We start from the raw sequence: 16,219 nt of genomic DNA on the forward strand, positions 1-16,219 counted from the left end.
GCTTCGATACGGCTTAAAGATACGGATTATGGGCGAAAGCGCCGGGTAGCGGCAAACACAGGTCGTCTCGCGAGTGATTTAGCGTGTCGGGCACTCTCGCTCCGGTGCTGGTCGGTCCGTGCAAGTCGCGTTTTGTGGTGCCCGCACTGTCCGATGCTATCTCGCAGGCGGCGCGGAACGCGACTTGTGCAGGCCGAGCGTAGGCGTTGCGCAGGGGGAAACGAGCCATGGATGGCGAATTAGCGCCATAGGGCCAGGGACGGCCCATCGGTGCGGCCCCCGGAGCGGCGCCGGAGCGAGGGGACCCCGAAGGGGCCGGAACCAGGAGCAAATGGTTTTCCCCCCTTTTGCCAAAACAAAAGGGGGTCGCCGTAAAGGCGAAACCGATGGTGGCCGTGATCAAGCATCCGGATCTGCATGTTGGTATGAGGCGCGTAGTTACTGATTCGTGCGCCTGGCTTTAGGTCGCTTTGCGCCTTTACGGCGCGTCACTTTGGTTTCGGCCAAAGTAACCAAAGCCATTGCTCCGGGTTGGGCCCCTTCGGGGTTCCCTCCTTCCGGCGTCGCTCCACCGGGCCGCGCCGATGGGCCGTCCCTGGCCCAGCGGCGCTGGCTCGGCGTCCTGCCTCGCTCCCCGGCTCCGCGACACCTCCACTCGGCCTGCACCAACGTCGCGGTTGGCGTTGTCCGGGCTCGCGCTGTTTGCAACTTGAGAAACAGAGCACATGTGCAGCGGCTGGGCGGCTATCCACTTGTCCACGATGTAGGTGCCAACTATTAATTTGCTGCGGCTGCACCGACCTCATCGCGGGCAAGCGCGCTCCTACGGGCCCTGTAGTGTTTCGGCCGTGGATATCGGCGGTGCCGACACCACCAACTCCAGCTATCCTCGGTGCATGACTCTATTCCCTACCCTCATCGACCTCCCCCGCCACCTTCGCCACCCCGAGGTGCGGGATCTGGCGTGGGTGATTCTCGCGCCGCCGATGCTGGCAGTCACGCCATGGCCGCAGCGGCATCCGTTGACCGGCAGCGACTGGGTGGCCGAACCGCAACTGCTGAAGGATTTTCTGTTGCGCCTCGATGCCGATAGTCGCGAGCTGGAGCACTGGCTTGCGCTAGCCGCGACCCGACGGCTGGGGCTGTACTACGAGCGGCTCTGGCAATTCGCCGTTCGCCACGCACCCGGTGTGGAAATCATCGTCGCCAACCTGCCGATCCGTCAGGGCGGTCATACCCTTGGCGAGCTGGACATGCTGCTGCGCGACCGTGACGGTGTGCACCATGTCGAACTGGCGATCAAACTCTACCTCGGCCCGCAGGACGGCGACGGCAACGACCCAGCGCAGTGGCTCGGGCCCGGCTGCCATGATCGACTGGACCGCAAGCTCACTCATTTGAGTCAGCATCAGCTACCAATGTCAGCGCGCCTGGAAAGCCGCGCAGCCCTGGCGGAACACGGCATCGAAGCGTTCAGCGCGGAGCTTTGGCTGGGTGGCTATCTGCTTTATCCGTGGCCTGGCGAAGCACAGCCGCCGACGGGTGCCCACAGCCAGCACCTCAAGGGTCGCTGGCTGCATCAGAAGGATTGGGAACGCTTCATCGCCCAGAGTGGGGATGGCTGCTGGCAGCCGCTGCCACGCCACGCCTGGCTGGCGCCGGCGCGTTACGCCGAACCATGGTCGGCCATGCAATTGCAGCAATGGCTGGCCCTGCTCGACCCGCTGGCTCCGGCGCAATTGCTGGTGCGGTTGACCCCCGACGTCGACGGCAACTGGCTGGAAGCCGAGCGGCTGTTCCTGGTGTCGGACCTGTGGCCGAATCTGGCCGACACCAGCAACCTGCTCAGCCAGGCCGCGCTGCCGGCATCACCGGTTTGATGGCCAGTGTTGGCCTGGCGGCGGCCAACAGAGTCATTTGGTGCGCGGCAACAGGATGGCGAAGATGCCAAGCAGCGGCAGATACGAGCACAGGTTGTAGACGAACAGAATGCCGTGGCTGTCAGCCAGGTAACCCAGCAGTGCCGCGCCGATGCCCCCGAAGCCGAACATAAGGCCGAAGAAGATGCCCGCGATCATGCCGACGTTACCCGGCACCAGTTCCTGAGCGTAAACCACGATTGCCGAGAACGCCGACGCCAGCACGAAGCCGATGATGACGCTCAGTACGCTGGTCCAGAACAGGTCGGCGTAAGGCAACGCGAGGGTAAAGGGGGCGGCACCCAGAATCGAAAACCAGATCACCGCCTTGCGGCCGATCCTGTCGCCAATCGGGCCGCCGAAGAACGTCCCCGCCGCTACCGCTCCGAGAAACAGAAACAGATGCAGCTGCGAGCTGGCCACCGACAGACCGAACTTCTCGATCAGGTAGAAGGTGAAATAGCTGGTCAGGCTGGTCATGTAAAAGAACTTGGAGAACACCAGAAACGCCAGCACCCCGAGAGACATTATCACTCGGCCGCGCGACAGACCATGGGTCGCCGCCTGCCCGGCCTTGAGCTTGAACAGGTTCAGATGCGCGCGATACCAGCGGCTGATTGCGTAAAGCAGGCCCAGCGCAAGCAGCGCGATCACGCCGATCCAGGCCACATTGCCCTGGCCGAACGGGATGATGATCGCCGCCGCCAGCAACGGGCCAATGGCCGAACCGGTGTTGCCGCCCACCTGAAACGTCGACTGCGCCAGGCCGAATCGTCCACCGGACGCCAGCCGCGCGATGCGCGAGGCTTCCGGGTGGAATGTCGACGAGCCGATGCCGATCAGGGCCGACGCCAGCAGGATCATCGGGAAGCTGCCCACCACCGAAAGCATCACGATGCCAATCAGAGTACAGATCGAACCGACCGGCAGGACCAGCGGGTTGGGATGGCGGTCGGTGTAGTAACCGACCCAGGGCTGCAGCAACGACGCAGTGATCTGGAACGTCAGGGTAATCAGACCGATCTGGGTGAAGCTCAGGTCATAGCTGGCCTTTAGCATTGGGTAGATCGAGGGCAGCACGGCCTGGATCAGGTCGTTGATCAAGTGCGCCAGCGCCACGGCACCGATGATGCGCATCACCAGCGGGCTGGATTGAGGGGTTGTCGAAGCCTTCGTAGCCGTCGCCATGTCGGGCTGAGCACTGGTTCCCATGGAATTCGTCCGTAAATAGGTTTTCAGGTGACCCCGGACGGATGGTTACAAGATGTGTCACGCGTACCAGGGCGCGCCAATGTGCCATTTTTCGGTGCGACCCTGCTACGTTTTGTTGCGTTTTTGCCAACTCAGGCCACTGCGCCCGCCGTGGGCCTTTTCTTCCCTGATGGCACGTCATGCAGGGAAATCTTCGAGGTTTCCGGCAGTGCAAGACCGCCGACCAGTGCCAGTACCGACACCGCGACCAGATAGAACGCAGGTGAGAGGTTGCTACCCGTGGTGCTGATCAGCCAGGTCGCGACCAGTGGTGCGGTACCGCCGAACAGCGTGTAGGCCATGTTGTAAGTGATGGCAGACGCGGTGTAGCGAGTGCGGGTCGGAAACGTTTCCGAAAGCAGCGCCGCAGTGACCACGCCACACAACACCGCGCCCACCGCCAGCAGCATCACGCCTATGATCGAGGCGGCGAATGACCCTGAACTCGCCATCTGGAAGGACGGAAAGACCACAACCATCAGCAGGACGCACGCGGTCACAACCGTGGCACGCCGACCGACACGGTCGGAAAATGCTCCAGCCAGCGGGCAGATCGCCGCAGCGAACAACAGCGCGAGCAGCGAGACCAGCAATGCCGTCGCGCGGCTCAATCCGCCCGCTACTTGCAGATACGTCGCAAAGTAGGTGGTGAACATATAGAACGACAGGGCCGTGAGCGACACGAATGCGCCCAGGCAGCAAATCGCGCGGCCGTGATTGCGCAGGGTTTCCTTGAGTGGCGAATGTGCGACCGCGTGTTCCTGGGTCACCGCCTGAAAGGCTGGCGTCTCGTCCAGTTTCCAGCGCAGGTAAAGCCCGACCAGCCCAAGTGGCGCCGCGATCAGGAACGGCAGACGCCAGCCCCAGCTGCCCATGGCCTGCGCCGACAACGAGGCTTCCAGCGCATAAGCCACCACCGCCGCCGCGGCGAAGGCGGAAAAGGTCGAGACCGGCACGAAGCTGCCGTACCAGGCGCGTTGGTCGTGCGGCGCGTGCTCCATGAGGTACGCACAGGCGCCGGCGTACTCGCCGCCCGCCGAAAAACCCTGGGCGCAGCGGATGATCGTCAACAGGATCGGAGCCGTGACGCCAATGGCAGCATAAGTAGGCAGCAAACCGATGAGAGTCGTGGCGGCAGCCATCAGCAGAATGGTCATCGCCAGCGTTCGCTTGCGGCCGATCCGGTCGCCGAGCATGCCGAAGAAGATCCCGCCCAGCGGTCTGAACGCAAACGCTACCGCGAACACCGCGAAGGTCTTCAACAACGCGGCGCTGGCGTCGCCGCTGGGGAAAAACTGCAGGGCAATGGTAGTGGCCAGAAAGCCATAGACGGCAAAGTCGAACCATTCGACGAAATTGCCGATGGCCGCCGCGACGATGACGCGTTTCAACGTGGCTGGATCGACTTGCGCAGCAGCGGTGCTTGTCATGCTGACCTCGGCGTAAAGGATCGGGAAAGGATCGATTATCGGGATAGCGACCGGCCGACCTTACTCCGAAACAGTCATCCACATAGTCAGGGCCGACACCCGCGGTTCCAAAAGCGCAGATTTTGTCTGAAAGCGTCTGGACCGGGCCTCAGAGGCCCATTGCCCGACGCCCCTGTAAACCGCCGGTATGAACGAGGATCAAGCGACTGCCTGGCCGGAACCGACCTGCGTGAACCTGTTCCTGCAAGGCCAGCAACGCTTTGCCTGTGTACAGGGGTTCCAGCGGCACACCGGACTCCGCTTCGGCTTCGGCGATGAAGGCGAGCAACTGCGGATCGGTTCGAGCGAAGCCGCCACGGCTGGCCTGATGTAAAGGCAAGTCAGCCTTGTCGTAGAAGTGGCCGGCCTGCTCCAGCACCGCCGCGACATTCTGCGCTACGCCGTGATCGTCCGGCACCGCCAGCGCGCCATGCACCGGGCGTACGCCCGCCTCGGCCAGAGCCAGTCCCGCCAGCGTCGTGCCGGTGCCTGCCGCCAGCCACCAGCCGTGGTAGTCGTCCCAGCCAAGCGCGCCCAGTTGGCCGTGCACCATCTCCCGTAAAACACCACAGCCCAACGCGCCAGCCAGCCCGCCGCCTCCTTCGGGAACCGGTTGCAAACCGGGATACCGGGCCTGCCAGGGCAGCCAGAAATCCGCCTCATGCCGAGCGCGATAACCGCCGTAACCCAGCCAGTGCAGCTGCATACCGAAGCTCTGCAAGTCCCGGCTCGTCGGCGTGTCCTGCGGATGGCCACGCAACAGCCCCACGGTGGGAAAGCCAAAACGCTTGCCCGCCGCTGCCAGAGCGTGAAGATGATTGGAATGCGCGCCACCGAGGCTGATCACGCCGTTGGCACCAGCGTCTTGCGCTTGGCGCAGATGCTCGGTCAGCTTGAACCACTTGTTGCCGCTGATCAGCGGATCAATCAGGTCCAGCCGCAACACGGCGGCCTCGATGCCAGCGTCTTTCAACCACGTCAGGTTCAAGGGTTGCAGAGGCGCGGATGGGCGCCAGGTCAGGGCGTCAGCGAGCATGCAAGACCATATTATTATTTGCGGCGAATCGTCTATCTTTGCGAGCGCTTCGCACTCGGTCGCGGGCAAGCGCGCTCCTACGGGTCGTGGTTTGTTTGTTCATGTCATCCGTGAGCTGGCATTTGGTCAGGGCGGCAGTTTAACACCGCCCTGAATCGGTCCGATTCGACGCCCGACAGCCAATCGCTCATCGGTCACTCGGGTTTAAAACCGGGCTTACCGTTTTCTGCTCGCCATTGCTTTACTGTTTTTACTACTCCTTCCGGCGAGCAGTCCGCCCCAGGCTGTGGATGAAATAAAATATCAGCTCCACTTGGATATTCTGTGACCTCTCTGAAATGCTTGACCCATGATCTTATTTCAGCCTCGCTAGCTGAGTTGACCAAGACGATATCCCTGAGAAAGTCGGTAAACTCCAACTCCGTGTAATCCTCGAATTTGCTTTTCAATATAGCCACTGATCACCTCGATTCTGACGAATCCGATTTGAAACCGGGCTTACCGTTTTCAGCTCGTCACCGCTTGACAGTGTCCAAGACGCCCAGAAGAGAACAATCGGCACCGGGCTGAGGATAGAAAAAAAGATCGCTCCCCACTGGATGCTCGGTAACCTTTTCAAAATGCCTGATCCATGATCGGTTCTCAGCCTCGCCTGACGAATTCACCGAATAGATATCATCAAGAAAACTGATAAGCTCCGACTCAGTATAGTCTTCGTACCTTTCCTTTAACTCAGCCACGCTTCACTCCCGAATGCAACTTGATATGATGTTTTGGAGACACCACCAACAGATTATCCCCCGGGCAGGAGCGCGCTTGCCCGCGACCCGTCACTTCCGGCGAGTCGTCCATCTTGCGAGCGCTTTGCACTCGGTCGCGGGCAAGCGCGCTAATACGGGTGGTGGTTTGTTTGCTCATGTTTTCCGGAAGCCGGCATTTGGTCAGGGCGGCAGTTTAGCACCGCCCTGCGCTGCCCCGGATCAGAGGCCGACAGCTAATCATTCCTCGATCACTCGGGTTTAAAACCGGGCTTACCATTTTCTGCTCGCCAGCGCTTGACCGTATTCAAGACTCCGTGGAGCGAGCAATCTGCACCGGGCAACGGGTGAAAAAAAAGATCACTTCCCATGGGATGCTCAGTAACTTTCTCAAAGTGATCAATCCACGAATCGTGCTCTGCCTCGCTCGCCGAACTCACCAAGTAAATCTCATTAAGAAAGCTGATGAATTCCGACTCAGTGTAATCCTCATACCTTTCTTTTAACTCAATCACGACTCACCCCCGAATGCAAATTAATATGATATTTTGGAGACACGATCAATAGGTTATTGACATCGTAAACAGCGCCCCCATTCGATATAAAATGTATATGATGAATTTCAAATTTTTTTCGTCCACCGACACGTTGGTCCATCGGAACGTACGGTGCATAACCTTTTTTCATACGCTCCAGGTCAAGATAAGTAAAACTGGTTGACAAGATCGGATCAGCGGCTACCAATTTCCAAAAAGTTCTTCTAAAGCTCGAAAAACTACTGAATTTCCTGCCCCGCATCTGATCCGCTATCTGCTTCGGTATAGGGGCGCCTTCCCCCTCAGTTAATCCTAACCAGCCAGCCGAAACATCCTGTCCGTCACCGCTTACCACGCCTGGCATATTGCGTGGGCTTTTGAAAACTACATAGAGCGGTGGCAGCCCGGAGTCGGCGGGGAATACGAAAATGTAATCATCAATCTCGACATCGGCAAGGTCAGGATACGTATCGATCCTGCCTTCGACCGGGACCAATGTGGCACCCTCATAGACCGGTGCCGGCGGATTCTCGACAGGTGTCGCGGTCGAGCTATCGCCCGGTTGAACGATGGGCGTCCAGATAAGCGTGCGCTCAGGTGTATCGGGCGTAGATGCGGTATAGACGTTCTGAACGGCGTCGTATGTAACCGGGATAACCTGCACGGAAGTCGAGACACGCACCCCGTCAGCCGGTATGGCGATGATCGCGGTCTCTTCATCATCCGACGGTTTGAAGCCAAGGCGTACAGGAACGTCAATTGTGCCGGTGCTCTGCTCAGTATCTGACGACACCCCAAGGTCAGTGAGTGGCAATGAAAGCGCGTAACGCTCGGGTAACTCACCGTTCCCCAGTTCGGATGGATAGATCAGGGCAGCCAACCCGACCAGCAATCCCGGAGCAGTTGCCGCGGCTGCCGCAGCCACCCCAGCCACACCGCCTGTTGCTATACGTATCGCCGCTTGCAAGGCAATCGTGCTGCCCTCGGCCGCCACGATTCTGCCCGCCGTGGTGAGCAGTTGAGCGCCACTCGTGCCCGCCATTCCAGAAAATTGAAAGAGGCTCTTCCCGATTTGCTCGAACGATTCACCGCTGCTCGGCCACTCTGCTTCCACCGCTGTGTGAACCCGCTGCCCAGCTGCTTGTGCGGCCTCTTCTCCTTGAGCCTGCTCCACCGCTGCTTGTGCTGCCGCTTCAGCCTGTGCCTGTTTCGCCGCTGCTTCTGCTTCTGCTGCCGCTTCGGCTTGAGCCTGTTCCGCCGCTGCTTGTGCTGCCGCTTCAGCCTGAGCCTGTTCCGCCGCTGCTTGTGCTGCCGCCTCGGCCTGAGCCTGTTCCGCCGCTGCTTGTGCTGCCGCCTCGGCCTGAGCCTGTTCCGCCGCTGCTTGTGCTGCCGCCTCGGCCTGAGCCTGTTCCGCCGCTGCTTGTGCTGCCGCTTCGGCTTGAGCCTGTTCCGCCGCTGCCTTTGCTGCTGCTTCGGCTTGAGCCTGTTCCGCCGCTGCCTTTGCTGCCGCCTCGGCCCGAGCTCGTTCTGCCGCTGCTTGTGCTGCTGCTTCGGCTTGAGCCTGTTCCGCCGCTGCCTTTGCTGCCGCGTCGGCCTGAGCTCGTTCTGCCGCGGCTCGGGCAGCCGCTTCGGCCTTAGTTCGTTCTGCGGCGGCTCGGGCTGCCGCTTCCGCCTGGGCCTGAAGATCCGCCAACCTCGAGCGCAAGAAAGCCTCCTGCTGACCCAACCTAGTGAGTGCTTCGGCTGCATACCGACGTTTATACGCGGCCTCATGCGAATGCTGGGCAAGCCTATGCACATCTTGAAGAAGGCGTGAACGCTTCATCCTTTCCAGAAGTTGATTCCATTGTTGTTCACTGGTCAACGCCAACGGATCCGAGCCGTAAAACTGGTCCGCAACTTGGGAAAACTGCTGTATGACAGTTCTTTTTCCATTGGAAATATTCACGCGCAGCGCAAGTTCTCTCTGCACTCCATGGATAGTATTAATGTCTTCGGCTTGTCCGCCGCGAGCGGCAGCAAGCTCTTGAACAAGATTTGAGTCTACCAACGCCAGCTCAGCGTTGAATTTTTTATCCCACTCCTTGAGGGTATCCCACATGAATGACCCAAATAGCATAGCTTGAGGTATCGCGGGCACCCCGCCACCTAAGGACCATCCCGCATAATTGAAATCATTGCCGAACGGCTGCGCTCCTATATAAGTAGGAGGCAATGTTACCTGCTTCTTAGACATCTTATCGTCCTTAAATTGATCATCGCCCAAAGAAATCAACCATATACAAACAGCGCATTCCATCGCTGCAATAAACCAAACAAAAGAATTGGTAGGTGTTCATATAGCTTCAACGGATCCCGTTTAAACACTACTCATAACAATTTGCAAGCCCATTGGAATCAGCTTTTTGCGCGCAAGTAAAAAATCAGAGAACTTTTTCAATGCAGGGCGAACTTCAATCACAAAAACAATAAGAAAAAGCGCTGGAACCTGTAGGAATATTCCTCAACTCAAAAATAAATTTGACGCAAAAAAGGCGCCTAAGCGCCTTTTTCAATTCATTTAGAAGTTCGCGAAGTTTACAACTCAGCCGCCAACCTCGACCCCTGATTGATCGCCCGCTTGGCATCCAGCTCCGCCGCCACATCGGCGCCGCCGATCAGGTGGACGCTTTGCCCGGCCTGGACCAGTTCGTCGTATAGCTCACGCAGCGGGTCCTGGCCTGCGCAGATGATGATGTTGTCCACGCGCAGCAGTTTTTCTTCGCCTTCGCCGATGCGGATGTGCAGGCCTTCGTCGTCGATTTTCAGGTACTGGACTCTGTTGAGCATCTGCACCTGCTTGTTCTTCAGCCCGGTGCGATGTATCCAGCCGGTGGTCTTGCCCAGGCCGTCACCGACCTTGGAATCCTTGCGCTGCAACAGGAACACCTGACGCGCCGGCGCGTGCACCTGCGGCCTGACACCTGCAACACCGCCGCGCGCTTGCAGGTCGGTGTCGATGCCCCACTCGCGCCAGAATGCGTCGCGATCCAGGCTGGTGGAGACGCCCTGATGAACCAGAAACTCCGACACGTCGAAGCCGATACCGCCCGCTCCGATGACCGCGACGCTGTGGCCGACCGGCTTGCGCCGCTGGATCACGTCGAGATAACTGAGCACCTTAGGGTGTTCGATGCCGGGGATGGCGGGTGTGCGCGGCGCGATGCCGGTGGCCAGGATCACCTCGTCGTAGCCGCCTTGCAGCAGATCGGTGGCGGTAGCCCGGGTCTGCAGTCGCAGGTCGACGCCGGTTCGCTGCAGCTTGTGATCGAAGTAGCGAAGGGTTTCGAAGAACTCTTCCTTGCCCGGTATCTGCTTGGCGATGTTGAACTGGCCGCCGATTTCGCTGGCTGAATCGAACAGCGTGACCTGGTGCCCGCGTTCGGCGGCGACGGTCGCCGCCGCGAGCCCGGCAGGCCCCGCGCCAACAACGGCAACTTTCTTGACCTGCCGGGTCGGCACATAGTTGAGCTCGGTCTCATGGCAGGCGCGCGGGTTGACCAGACAGGTCGTGAGCTTGCCGCCGAAGGTATGGTCCAGACAGGCCTGATTGCAGCCGATGCAGGTGTTGATCTCTTTGGCGCGGCCTTGAGCGGCCTTGTTGACGAATTCCGGGTCGGCGAGGAACGGCCGGGCCATCGACACCATGTCGGCATCGCCTTCGGCGAGAATCTGTTCGGCGACTTCCGGGGTATTGATCCGGTTGGTGGTGATCAGCGGGATCGTCACCGAGCCGCGCAGCTTGGCGGTCACCCGGCTGAAAGCGCCGCGCGGCACTTTGGTGGCGATGGTCGGAATGCGCGCTTCGTGCCAACCGATGCCGGTATTGATCAAGGTCGCGCCGGCCTTTTCGATGGCCTGCGCCAGCTCCACGATCTCTTCCCAACTGCTGCCGCCTTCGACCAGATCCAGCATCGACAGGCGGAAGATGATGATGAAGCGCGGACCGACCGCCTCGCGCACCCTGCGCACGATTTCCACCGCCAGGCGCATGCGGTTTTCGTAGCTGCCACCCCAGCGGTCGGTGCGGTGGTTGGTATGGGCCACCAGGAATTGGTTGATGAAGTAGCCTTCCGAACCCATGATTTCCACGCCGTCGTATTCGGCGATCTGCGCAAGGCTGGCGCAATTGACGAAGTCCTGGATCTGCTTCTCGATGCCGGCCTCGTCCAGTTCGCGCGGTTTGAACGGGTTGATCGGTGCCTGAATGGCGCTGGGCGCGACCTGGAATTTGCTGTAGGCGTAGCGACCGGCGTGCAGGATCTGCAAGCAGATCTTGCCCCCCGCTTCATGCACCGCACGCGTCACCAGACGATGCGGCTCCGCTTCTTCGAGGCTGGTCAGTTTGGCCGCGCCGTCATAAACCCCGCCTTCACTGTTCGGCGCAATGCCGCCGGTCACCATCAGCCCGACGCCGCCGCGCGCGCGCTCGGCGAAGTAAGCGGCCATGCGCTCGAAACCACCGGGACGCTCTTCCAGCCCGGTGTGCATCGAGCCCATTAGGGTGCGGTTGCGCAAGGTGGTAAAACCCAGGTCCAGCGGGGCGAGCATGTGTGGATAAGGCGCGGCGGTCATGGCGAAGCTCCATCGGTTGATCACGGAAACATCGAGGGCCTCTGCGTGCCCTGTCGACATGGCCCACATCCGGCGGCCTGTTCATGGCGCCTACAGTAAAGAGCGCTCAGGCCACACTCAATGACCGAAACTGACAAGTTAATGATCCAAGCGTGCAGGCGCACCGTGCCTTAGATACTCGCTGGCGCGCACAGCAGCGATAGCGTGAAAACAGTGCCGGTCTCATCACTGGTCACATCCACCTGACCGCCATGGGCCTGCATGATCGAACGAACTATGGCCAGCCCCAGCCCGCCGGAGTCGCCCGGCTGGTTCCGGGACGGATCGCAGCGATAGAAGCGGTCGAACAGAAACGGTAGATGCTCCGCGGCGATCGGCTCACCCAAGTTGTGCACCGACACCGCGCACCTGGCGGAATCGACCCGACTGCTGATCGTGACCACCGAATCCGGGCATGCGTAGCGCAGCGCATTGGCGATCAGATTGGCCAGCGCCCGGCGCAGCAGTTGCGGGTCTGCATAGACGATACCAACGCTCTGGTTGACCAGCTCGATACCGCGCTCCTCGCCCATGCCCTCGAAGTATTCGCACAACTGCGCAACCAGCGCCTGCAGGTCGACAGGCTCACGGCTGATCGACGCGTTGGGCTGTTCGGTTCGCGCCAGAAACAGCATGCTGTCGATCATTCGCGCCAGACGCTCGTACTCCTCCTGGCTGGACGCCAGCAGTTCCTGATACTCCTCGACCGAGCGACCGCGACCCAGCGCCTGTTGGGTCTGCCCCATCAGGTTGCTCAGCGGCGTGCGCATCTCATGCGCAAGGTCTTCACTGAAACGCGAGAGTTGGGCAAAACCGCTTTCCAGACGCGCAAGCATCTGGTTGAGTGCGCGACTGAGGGCGCTCAGCTCGCTCACTTGTTCGTGTTCGCGCAGCCGCAAATGCAGGTTGCGAGCGTCAATCGCAGCGGCCCGCGTCGCCAGCTCACGCACCGGGCGAAGACCGTGCAGGCTGACCAGCCAGCCGAGCAGAAACGCCAGCACCGCCCCCACCGACAACGCCACCCAGAGATTGAAGCGATAGGCACTGAGCATCTGCGCGCGCTCATCGGTCAGCTTGCCGGCAATGAGCGTCAGCCGCCGATCCGTGCCGGGTACGTCGATCCAGGCCAGCCGTAGCGACGGGTTGCCCGGGCTGTCGCCCAGCTTCGGCGCGGGGGCCGGGGACAACGCAGGTAACGGCGTGGCGAGCGGATTGACGTCGATCAGCAGGCGCCCGGCATCGTCGACGATCCACAGCACGTTATCGCGGTTGCCCAGCATGTTCTCGTAGAGTTGCGGCCTGGCCTGCAAGGCTTCGATGCTCTGGCTGTCGTTGATCAGTGCCTGCATGCGCTGCACGCGGCCCAGCAACGCCTGGTCATCGCGCCATGCGACTTCACGCTGCAAGGACTGATAGAGATAAAGACCTATGGCCCCGGACAACAGCACGCTGACCAGCGCAAACATCAGCGCCAGACGCAGACTCAGCGTTCGCGGAAACAGCTTCACTGCTGCACTTCCAGCATGTAGCCCATGCCGCGCACGGTATGTATCAGCTTGATCTGAAACGGATCATCGACCTTGGCGCGCAGCCGCCGAATCGCGACGTCGACAACGTTGGTGTCGCTGTCGAAGTTCATGTTCCAGACGTGGGAAGCGATCAGCGCACGCGAAAGCACTTCACCCTCGCGGTTGAGCAACAGGTGCAGCAAGGCGAACTCCTTGTTGGTGAGGTTCAGGCGCACGCCGCCCCGGGTAACCTTGCGTTTGAGCAGGTCCAGATGCAGGTCGGCCACCTGGAATTGCTCGACCTCGCGCGGCGGGCCGCGACGCAGCAACGTGCGAACCCGGGCAAGCAGTTCGGCGTAGGAGAACGGCTTCACCAGATAATCGTCAGCACCCAGCTCCAGGCCTTTTACCCGGTCCTCGACAGCATCGCGCGCGGTGAGAAACAGCACCGGCGTCTGCGACTTGCGGCGAATGATCTGCAGCAACTGCCAGCCGTCCAGGCCCGGCAGCATGACGTCGAGAATGATCAGGTCGAATTCGCCTTCCTGAATCAGGTGCTGGCCGTCCAGACCATTGAGGGCGACCTCGACCAGATAGCCCGACTCGCCCAGCCCCTTGCGCAGGTAATCTGCGGTTTTTACTTCGTCTTCCACAACCAGGATGCGCATGTTGTCCTCCGGCACAGGCGCATAGCCTAAGCCGATATGCCGTCACCTCCCATTACAAAACGGTAATCCAATGGCAATCGGTTCGTTCGCAACGATTGCGCATCATGACGGCCAATGGCTCAGCCGAGCTTGAACCGGGAGGACCGCATGTTGATCCGAAGCGTCACTTTTACATTCATCGCACTGGCGTCGTGCTCAGTCTGGGCCGCCAGCCAGCCGGTTGCGCAGCGAGCGGACATCACCCTCGCGGCGGCCAATGACCTGCTCGATGCCACGCTGGCTGCCTGTCATGCAGACGGCAAAACCGCGGTCGCCGCCGTTGTTGATCGTGGCGGCAATCTGGTCGCCGTGCAGCGCGATGACAACGTCGGCCCCCACAACACGCTGGCCGCACAACGCAAAGCGTACACCGCGCTGTCGACCAAAACCGCAACGGGTCTTCTGGCCGAGCGCGCACGCAGCACTCCCGCCGCCGAAAACCTCAACACCCTCGGCGAGCTGCTGCTTCTCGGCGGCGGCGTTCCGCTGAAGTCGGGCGATCAGGTAATCGGCGCAATCGGCGTAGCCGGAGCTGGCGGCGCCACGGGCGACGAAAGCTGTGCACTGAAAGCCGTCGCGCAAGTCATGCCCAACCTCAAATAAACCTGGAGTAGATCGATGAACCTGATGAAATCCCTGATTGCCGGCGCCGTATTGAGCGGCCTGTGTTCCATCGCGGCAGCTGCCGGCAACCCGCTGAGCGTGCATGTGCTCAATCTGCAGGACGGCCTGCCCTCTCCCGACCTGAACGTCACCCTGGAAAAACAGGACGGCCAGGGCTGGCACACTCTCAATCAAGGGGTGACCAACGAGCAGGGTCGAATCGCCGGGCTGTACCCGGACGGCAAGACCCTGGAGAAAGGCACCTATCGCGTCACCTTCAAGACCGGCGAGTGGTTCAAGAAGCATGACACCGCAAGCTTCTTCCCTGAGGTCCCGGTGATATTCAACGTTGACGGCTCGGTACCTCACTACCACATCCCTCTGCTGCTCAGCCCTTACGGTTTCTCGACCTATCGCGGCAGCTGATCAGGTTTGTCGGCAGCCTCCAGCCTCACCTGCTTCGGGTGAGGCTGGACGCGTTATTCGCGCTCCAGCGGCCGATGCGGTTAACATCCACTTCTCACCGATAAAGCGGGTTTGAAGCGGGAGCAATGGATTCTGTGAGTAGCTGTTTTACCCTCGCCTTGATCAAGGCCCTGCCGGGTTTTCGGGAACCTGCGCACTGCCGCCGATCCCATGCGTAAGTTTCTGGTTGCGTGCCTGGTACTGATCAGCGCTGCTGCGCTGACTGCTTATGGTCTGTGGACCAGCCAGCGCCCGATGGGCCATTACCTGTCCGACCTGCGCGCGCGGGTGGCGATCGACGCTGGCCAGCCCGGCGAACGCGGCAACCTGCTTGGCATCGAACCGGAACTGTTTCCCACCGACTATCAGGATCTGGGCCGCCTGCATCGCAAGCTTGCCGCCTATATGCAGCAGGCCCGTGAGCGCGGCCTGATCAACGGCAGGACCATCGTGGTACTGCCCGAGCACATTGGCACCTGGCTATTCGCGACCGGCGAGAAGAACCAGTTCTACCGCGCTGAAACCGTCGAGCAAGCCATGGACTGGCTGGCCTGGAGCAACCCGTTGAAATTCCTTGGCGCGCTGCCCGGCACCCACGGTGAAAACCGTCTGGCCGATGCACGGATGCGCATGAAGGCCAGTTCCATGGCCGAAGATTACCAACAGTTGTTTGGCGGCCTCGCCAGAGAATTCGGCGTCACCCTGGTCGCGGGCTCCATTGTGCTCCCCGATCCCGGTGTCGAAGACGGCCGGCTGCGGCCCGGCCACGGGCCGCTCTATAACGTCAGCCTGACCTTCGGCAGCGATGGCAAGCCGCTGGGCCAGCCGCAGCGTCAAATCTATCCAAGCCGCCATCAACGCCGCTACGTTCGTCCCGACGCCGGTGCCCCCCTGAACGTGATCGACACCCCCGCCGGACGCCTGGCGGTGCTGATCGGCAGCGACAGCTGGTACCCTCGCAGCTACACGCGCCTGAACGAAAGCGGCGCCGAGCTGATCGCCGTCCCCGCTTTTGTGCAAGGCAGCCAGGGCTGGTCGGGCCCATGGCGCGGACATCGCGACAGTAGCGCCAGCACGCATATCGATGTCCAGGGCAGCAGGCTCAGCGAAGAGCAAGCCTGGCATCGCCTGACATTGACCGGTCGTGCGCCGCAAAGCACCGCACATGCGGGTGTGATCGTATTCATGCGCGGACAGTTCTGGAATCAGGGCAGCTCCGGCCAGAGTTTTGCCAGCCAGGGCGGACAGCTCATCGCCGAACCGGACGGGCAACAGCCTGCGCCGGGCGCGCGCCTGATCAACGTCTGGTTATGA

14 protein-coding genes are annotated in these 16,219 nt (G+C 60.8%); 4 read left to right on the forward strand and 10 right to left on the reverse strand.

Annotation, left to right across the window (positions count from 1 at the left end; translation table 11 throughout):
• The first annotated feature begins 896 nt into the window (after positions 1 to 896).
• Positions 897 to 1,880 carry a DUF1853 family protein gene (locus J3P77_RS15565; protein ID WP_434677490.1) on the forward strand — a complete coding sequence of 328 codons (984 nt, stop codon included), beginning with the start codon at positions 897 to 899 and terminating at the stop codon, positions 1,878 to 1,880.
• 33 nt (positions 1,881 to 1,913) lie between these two features.
• Here J3P77_RS15565 and J3P77_RS15570 read toward each other — a convergent pair whose 3' ends face one another.
• The 10 genes from J3P77_RS15570 to J3P77_RS15615 all read right to left on the reverse strand — a co-directional run bounded on the left by J3P77_RS15570 (position 1,914) and on the right by J3P77_RS15615 (position 13,798).
• Positions 1,914 to 3,131, reverse strand: a complete 1,218-nt coding sequence (locus tag J3P77_RS15570; protein WP_434677491.1) for an MFS transporter — start codon at positions 3,129 to 3,131, stop codon at positions 1,914 to 1,916.
• Positions 3,132 to 3,262: 131 nt separating this feature from the next.
• Positions 3,263 to 4,600, reverse strand: a complete 1,338-nt coding sequence (locus J3P77_RS15575; protein ID WP_434677492.1) for an MFS transporter — start codon at positions 4,598 to 4,600, stop codon at positions 3,263 to 3,265.
• 148 nt (positions 4,601 to 4,748) lie between these two features.
• Positions 4,749 to 5,675: a 1-aminocyclopropane-1-carboxylate deaminase/D-cysteine desulfhydrase gene (locus J3P77_RS15580; RefSeq protein ID WP_434677493.1), complete on the reverse strand. Its 927-nt coding sequence runs from the start codon at positions 5,673 to 5,675 to the stop codon at positions 4,749 to 4,751.
• Positions 5,676 to 5,869: 194 nt separating this feature from the next.
• Positions 5,870 to 6,133: a bacteriocin immunity protein gene (locus J3P77_RS15585; protein ID WP_434677494.1), complete on the reverse strand. Its 264-nt coding sequence runs from the start codon at positions 6,131 to 6,133 to the stop codon at positions 5,870 to 5,872.
• A 57-nt stretch (positions 6,134 to 6,190) separates the two neighbouring features.
• Positions 6,191 to 6,415, reverse strand: coding sequence for a bacteriocin immunity protein (locus tag J3P77_RS15590; protein WP_434677495.1), 225 nt, complete (start codon positions 6,413 to 6,415; stop codon positions 6,191 to 6,193).
• 269 nt (positions 6,416 to 6,684) lie between these two features.
• Positions 6,685 to 6,948, reverse strand: coding sequence for a bacteriocin immunity protein (locus J3P77_RS15595; RefSeq protein WP_434677496.1), 264 nt, complete (start codon positions 6,946 to 6,948; stop codon positions 6,685 to 6,687).
• Positions 6,941 to 9,235: an S-type pyocin domain-containing protein gene (locus tag J3P77_RS15600; RefSeq protein ID WP_434677497.1), complete on the reverse strand. Its 2,295-nt coding sequence runs from the start codon at positions 9,233 to 9,235 to the stop codon at positions 6,941 to 6,943. Before J3P77_RS15600 ends, J3P77_RS15595 begins: the two co-directional genes overlap by 8 nt.
• Before the next feature lie 311 nt (positions 9,236 to 9,546).
• Complete coding sequence (locus J3P77_RS15605) at positions 9,547 to 11,583, reverse strand: FAD-dependent oxidoreductase (RefSeq protein ID WP_434682033.1); 2,037 nt, start codon at positions 11,581 to 11,583, stop codon at positions 9,547 to 9,549.
• A 170-nt stretch (positions 11,584 to 11,753) separates the two neighbouring features.
• Positions 11,754 to 13,130, reverse strand: coding sequence for a heavy metal sensor histidine kinase (locus J3P77_RS15610; RefSeq protein ID WP_434677498.1), 1,377 nt, complete (start codon positions 13,128 to 13,130; stop codon positions 11,754 to 11,756).
• Positions 13,127 to 13,798, reverse strand: coding sequence for a heavy metal response regulator transcription factor (locus J3P77_RS15615; protein ID WP_434677499.1), 672 nt, complete (start codon positions 13,796 to 13,798; stop codon positions 13,127 to 13,129). The genes J3P77_RS15610 and J3P77_RS15615 overlap by 4 nt, the downstream gene beginning before the upstream one ends.
• A 147-nt stretch (positions 13,799 to 13,945) precedes the next feature.
• On the opposite strand from J3P77_RS15615, the gene J3P77_RS15620 reads away from it, so the two are divergent.
• The 3 genes from J3P77_RS15620 (at position 13,946) to J3P77_RS15630 (ending at position 16,219) form a co-directional block, all read left to right on the forward strand.
• Positions 13,946 to 14,440 (forward strand): GlcG/HbpS family heme-binding protein, encoded by a 495-nt coding sequence (locus J3P77_RS15620; protein ID WP_434677500.1) that lies wholly within the window; start codon positions 13,946 to 13,948, stop codon positions 14,438 to 14,440.
• A 15-nt stretch (positions 14,441 to 14,455) separates the two neighbouring features.
• The gene (gene uraH / locus J3P77_RS15625; RefSeq protein ID WP_434677501.1) at positions 14,456 to 14,866 is read left to right on the forward strand and encodes a hydroxyisourate hydrolase; all 411 of its coding nucleotides are present in this window, start codon (positions 14,456 to 14,458) and stop codon (positions 14,864 to 14,866) included.
• A gap of 210 nt (positions 14,867 to 15,076) precedes the next feature.
• Positions 15,077 to 16,219 (forward strand): nitrilase-related carbon-nitrogen hydrolase, encoded by a 1,143-nt coding sequence (locus J3P77_RS15630; protein ID WP_434677502.1) that lies wholly within the window; start codon positions 15,077 to 15,079, stop codon positions 16,217 to 16,219.

It is taken from the genome of Pseudomonas sp. R1-18, from assembly GCF_051132095.1.
Taxonomy (GTDB): domain Bacteria; phylum Pseudomonadota; class Gammaproteobacteria; order Pseudomonadales; family Pseudomonadaceae; genus Aquipseudomonas.

Excerpts from the sequence above, each read along its gene's own strand:
- J3P77_RS15565 (WP_434677490.1), top strand. The coding sequence starts at position 897 with ATGACTCTATTCCCTACCCTCATCGACCTCCCCCGCCACCTTCGCCAC.
- J3P77_RS15570 (WP_434677491.1), bottom strand. The coding sequence starts at position 3,131 with ATGGGAACCAGTGCTCAGCCCGACATGGCGACGGCTACGAAGGCTTCG.
- J3P77_RS15575 (WP_434677492.1), bottom strand. The coding sequence starts at position 4,600 with ATGACAAGCACCGCTGCTGCGCAAGTCGATCCAGCCACGTTGAAACGC.
- J3P77_RS15580 (WP_434677493.1), bottom strand. The coding sequence starts at position 5,675 with ATGCTCGCTGACGCCCTGACCTGGCGCCCATCCGCGCCTCTGCAACCC.
- J3P77_RS15605 (WP_434682033.1), bottom strand. The coding sequence starts at position 11,583 with ATGACCGCCGCGCCTTATCCACACATGCTCGCCCCGCTGGACCTGGGT.
- J3P77_RS15615 (WP_434677499.1), bottom strand. The coding sequence starts at position 13,798 with ATGCGCATCCTGGTTGTGGAAGACGAAGTAAAAACCGCAGATTACCTG.
- J3P77_RS15620 (WP_434677500.1), top strand. The coding sequence starts at position 13,946 with ATGTTGATCCGAAGCGTCACTTTTACATTCATCGCACTGGCGTCGTGC.
- uraH (WP_434677501.1), top strand. The coding sequence starts at position 14,456 with ATGAACCTGATGAAATCCCTGATTGCCGGCGCCGTATTGAGCGGCCTG.
- J3P77_RS15630 (WP_434677502.1), top strand. The coding sequence starts at position 15,077 with ATGCGTAAGTTTCTGGTTGCGTGCCTGGTACTGATCAGCGCTGCTGCG.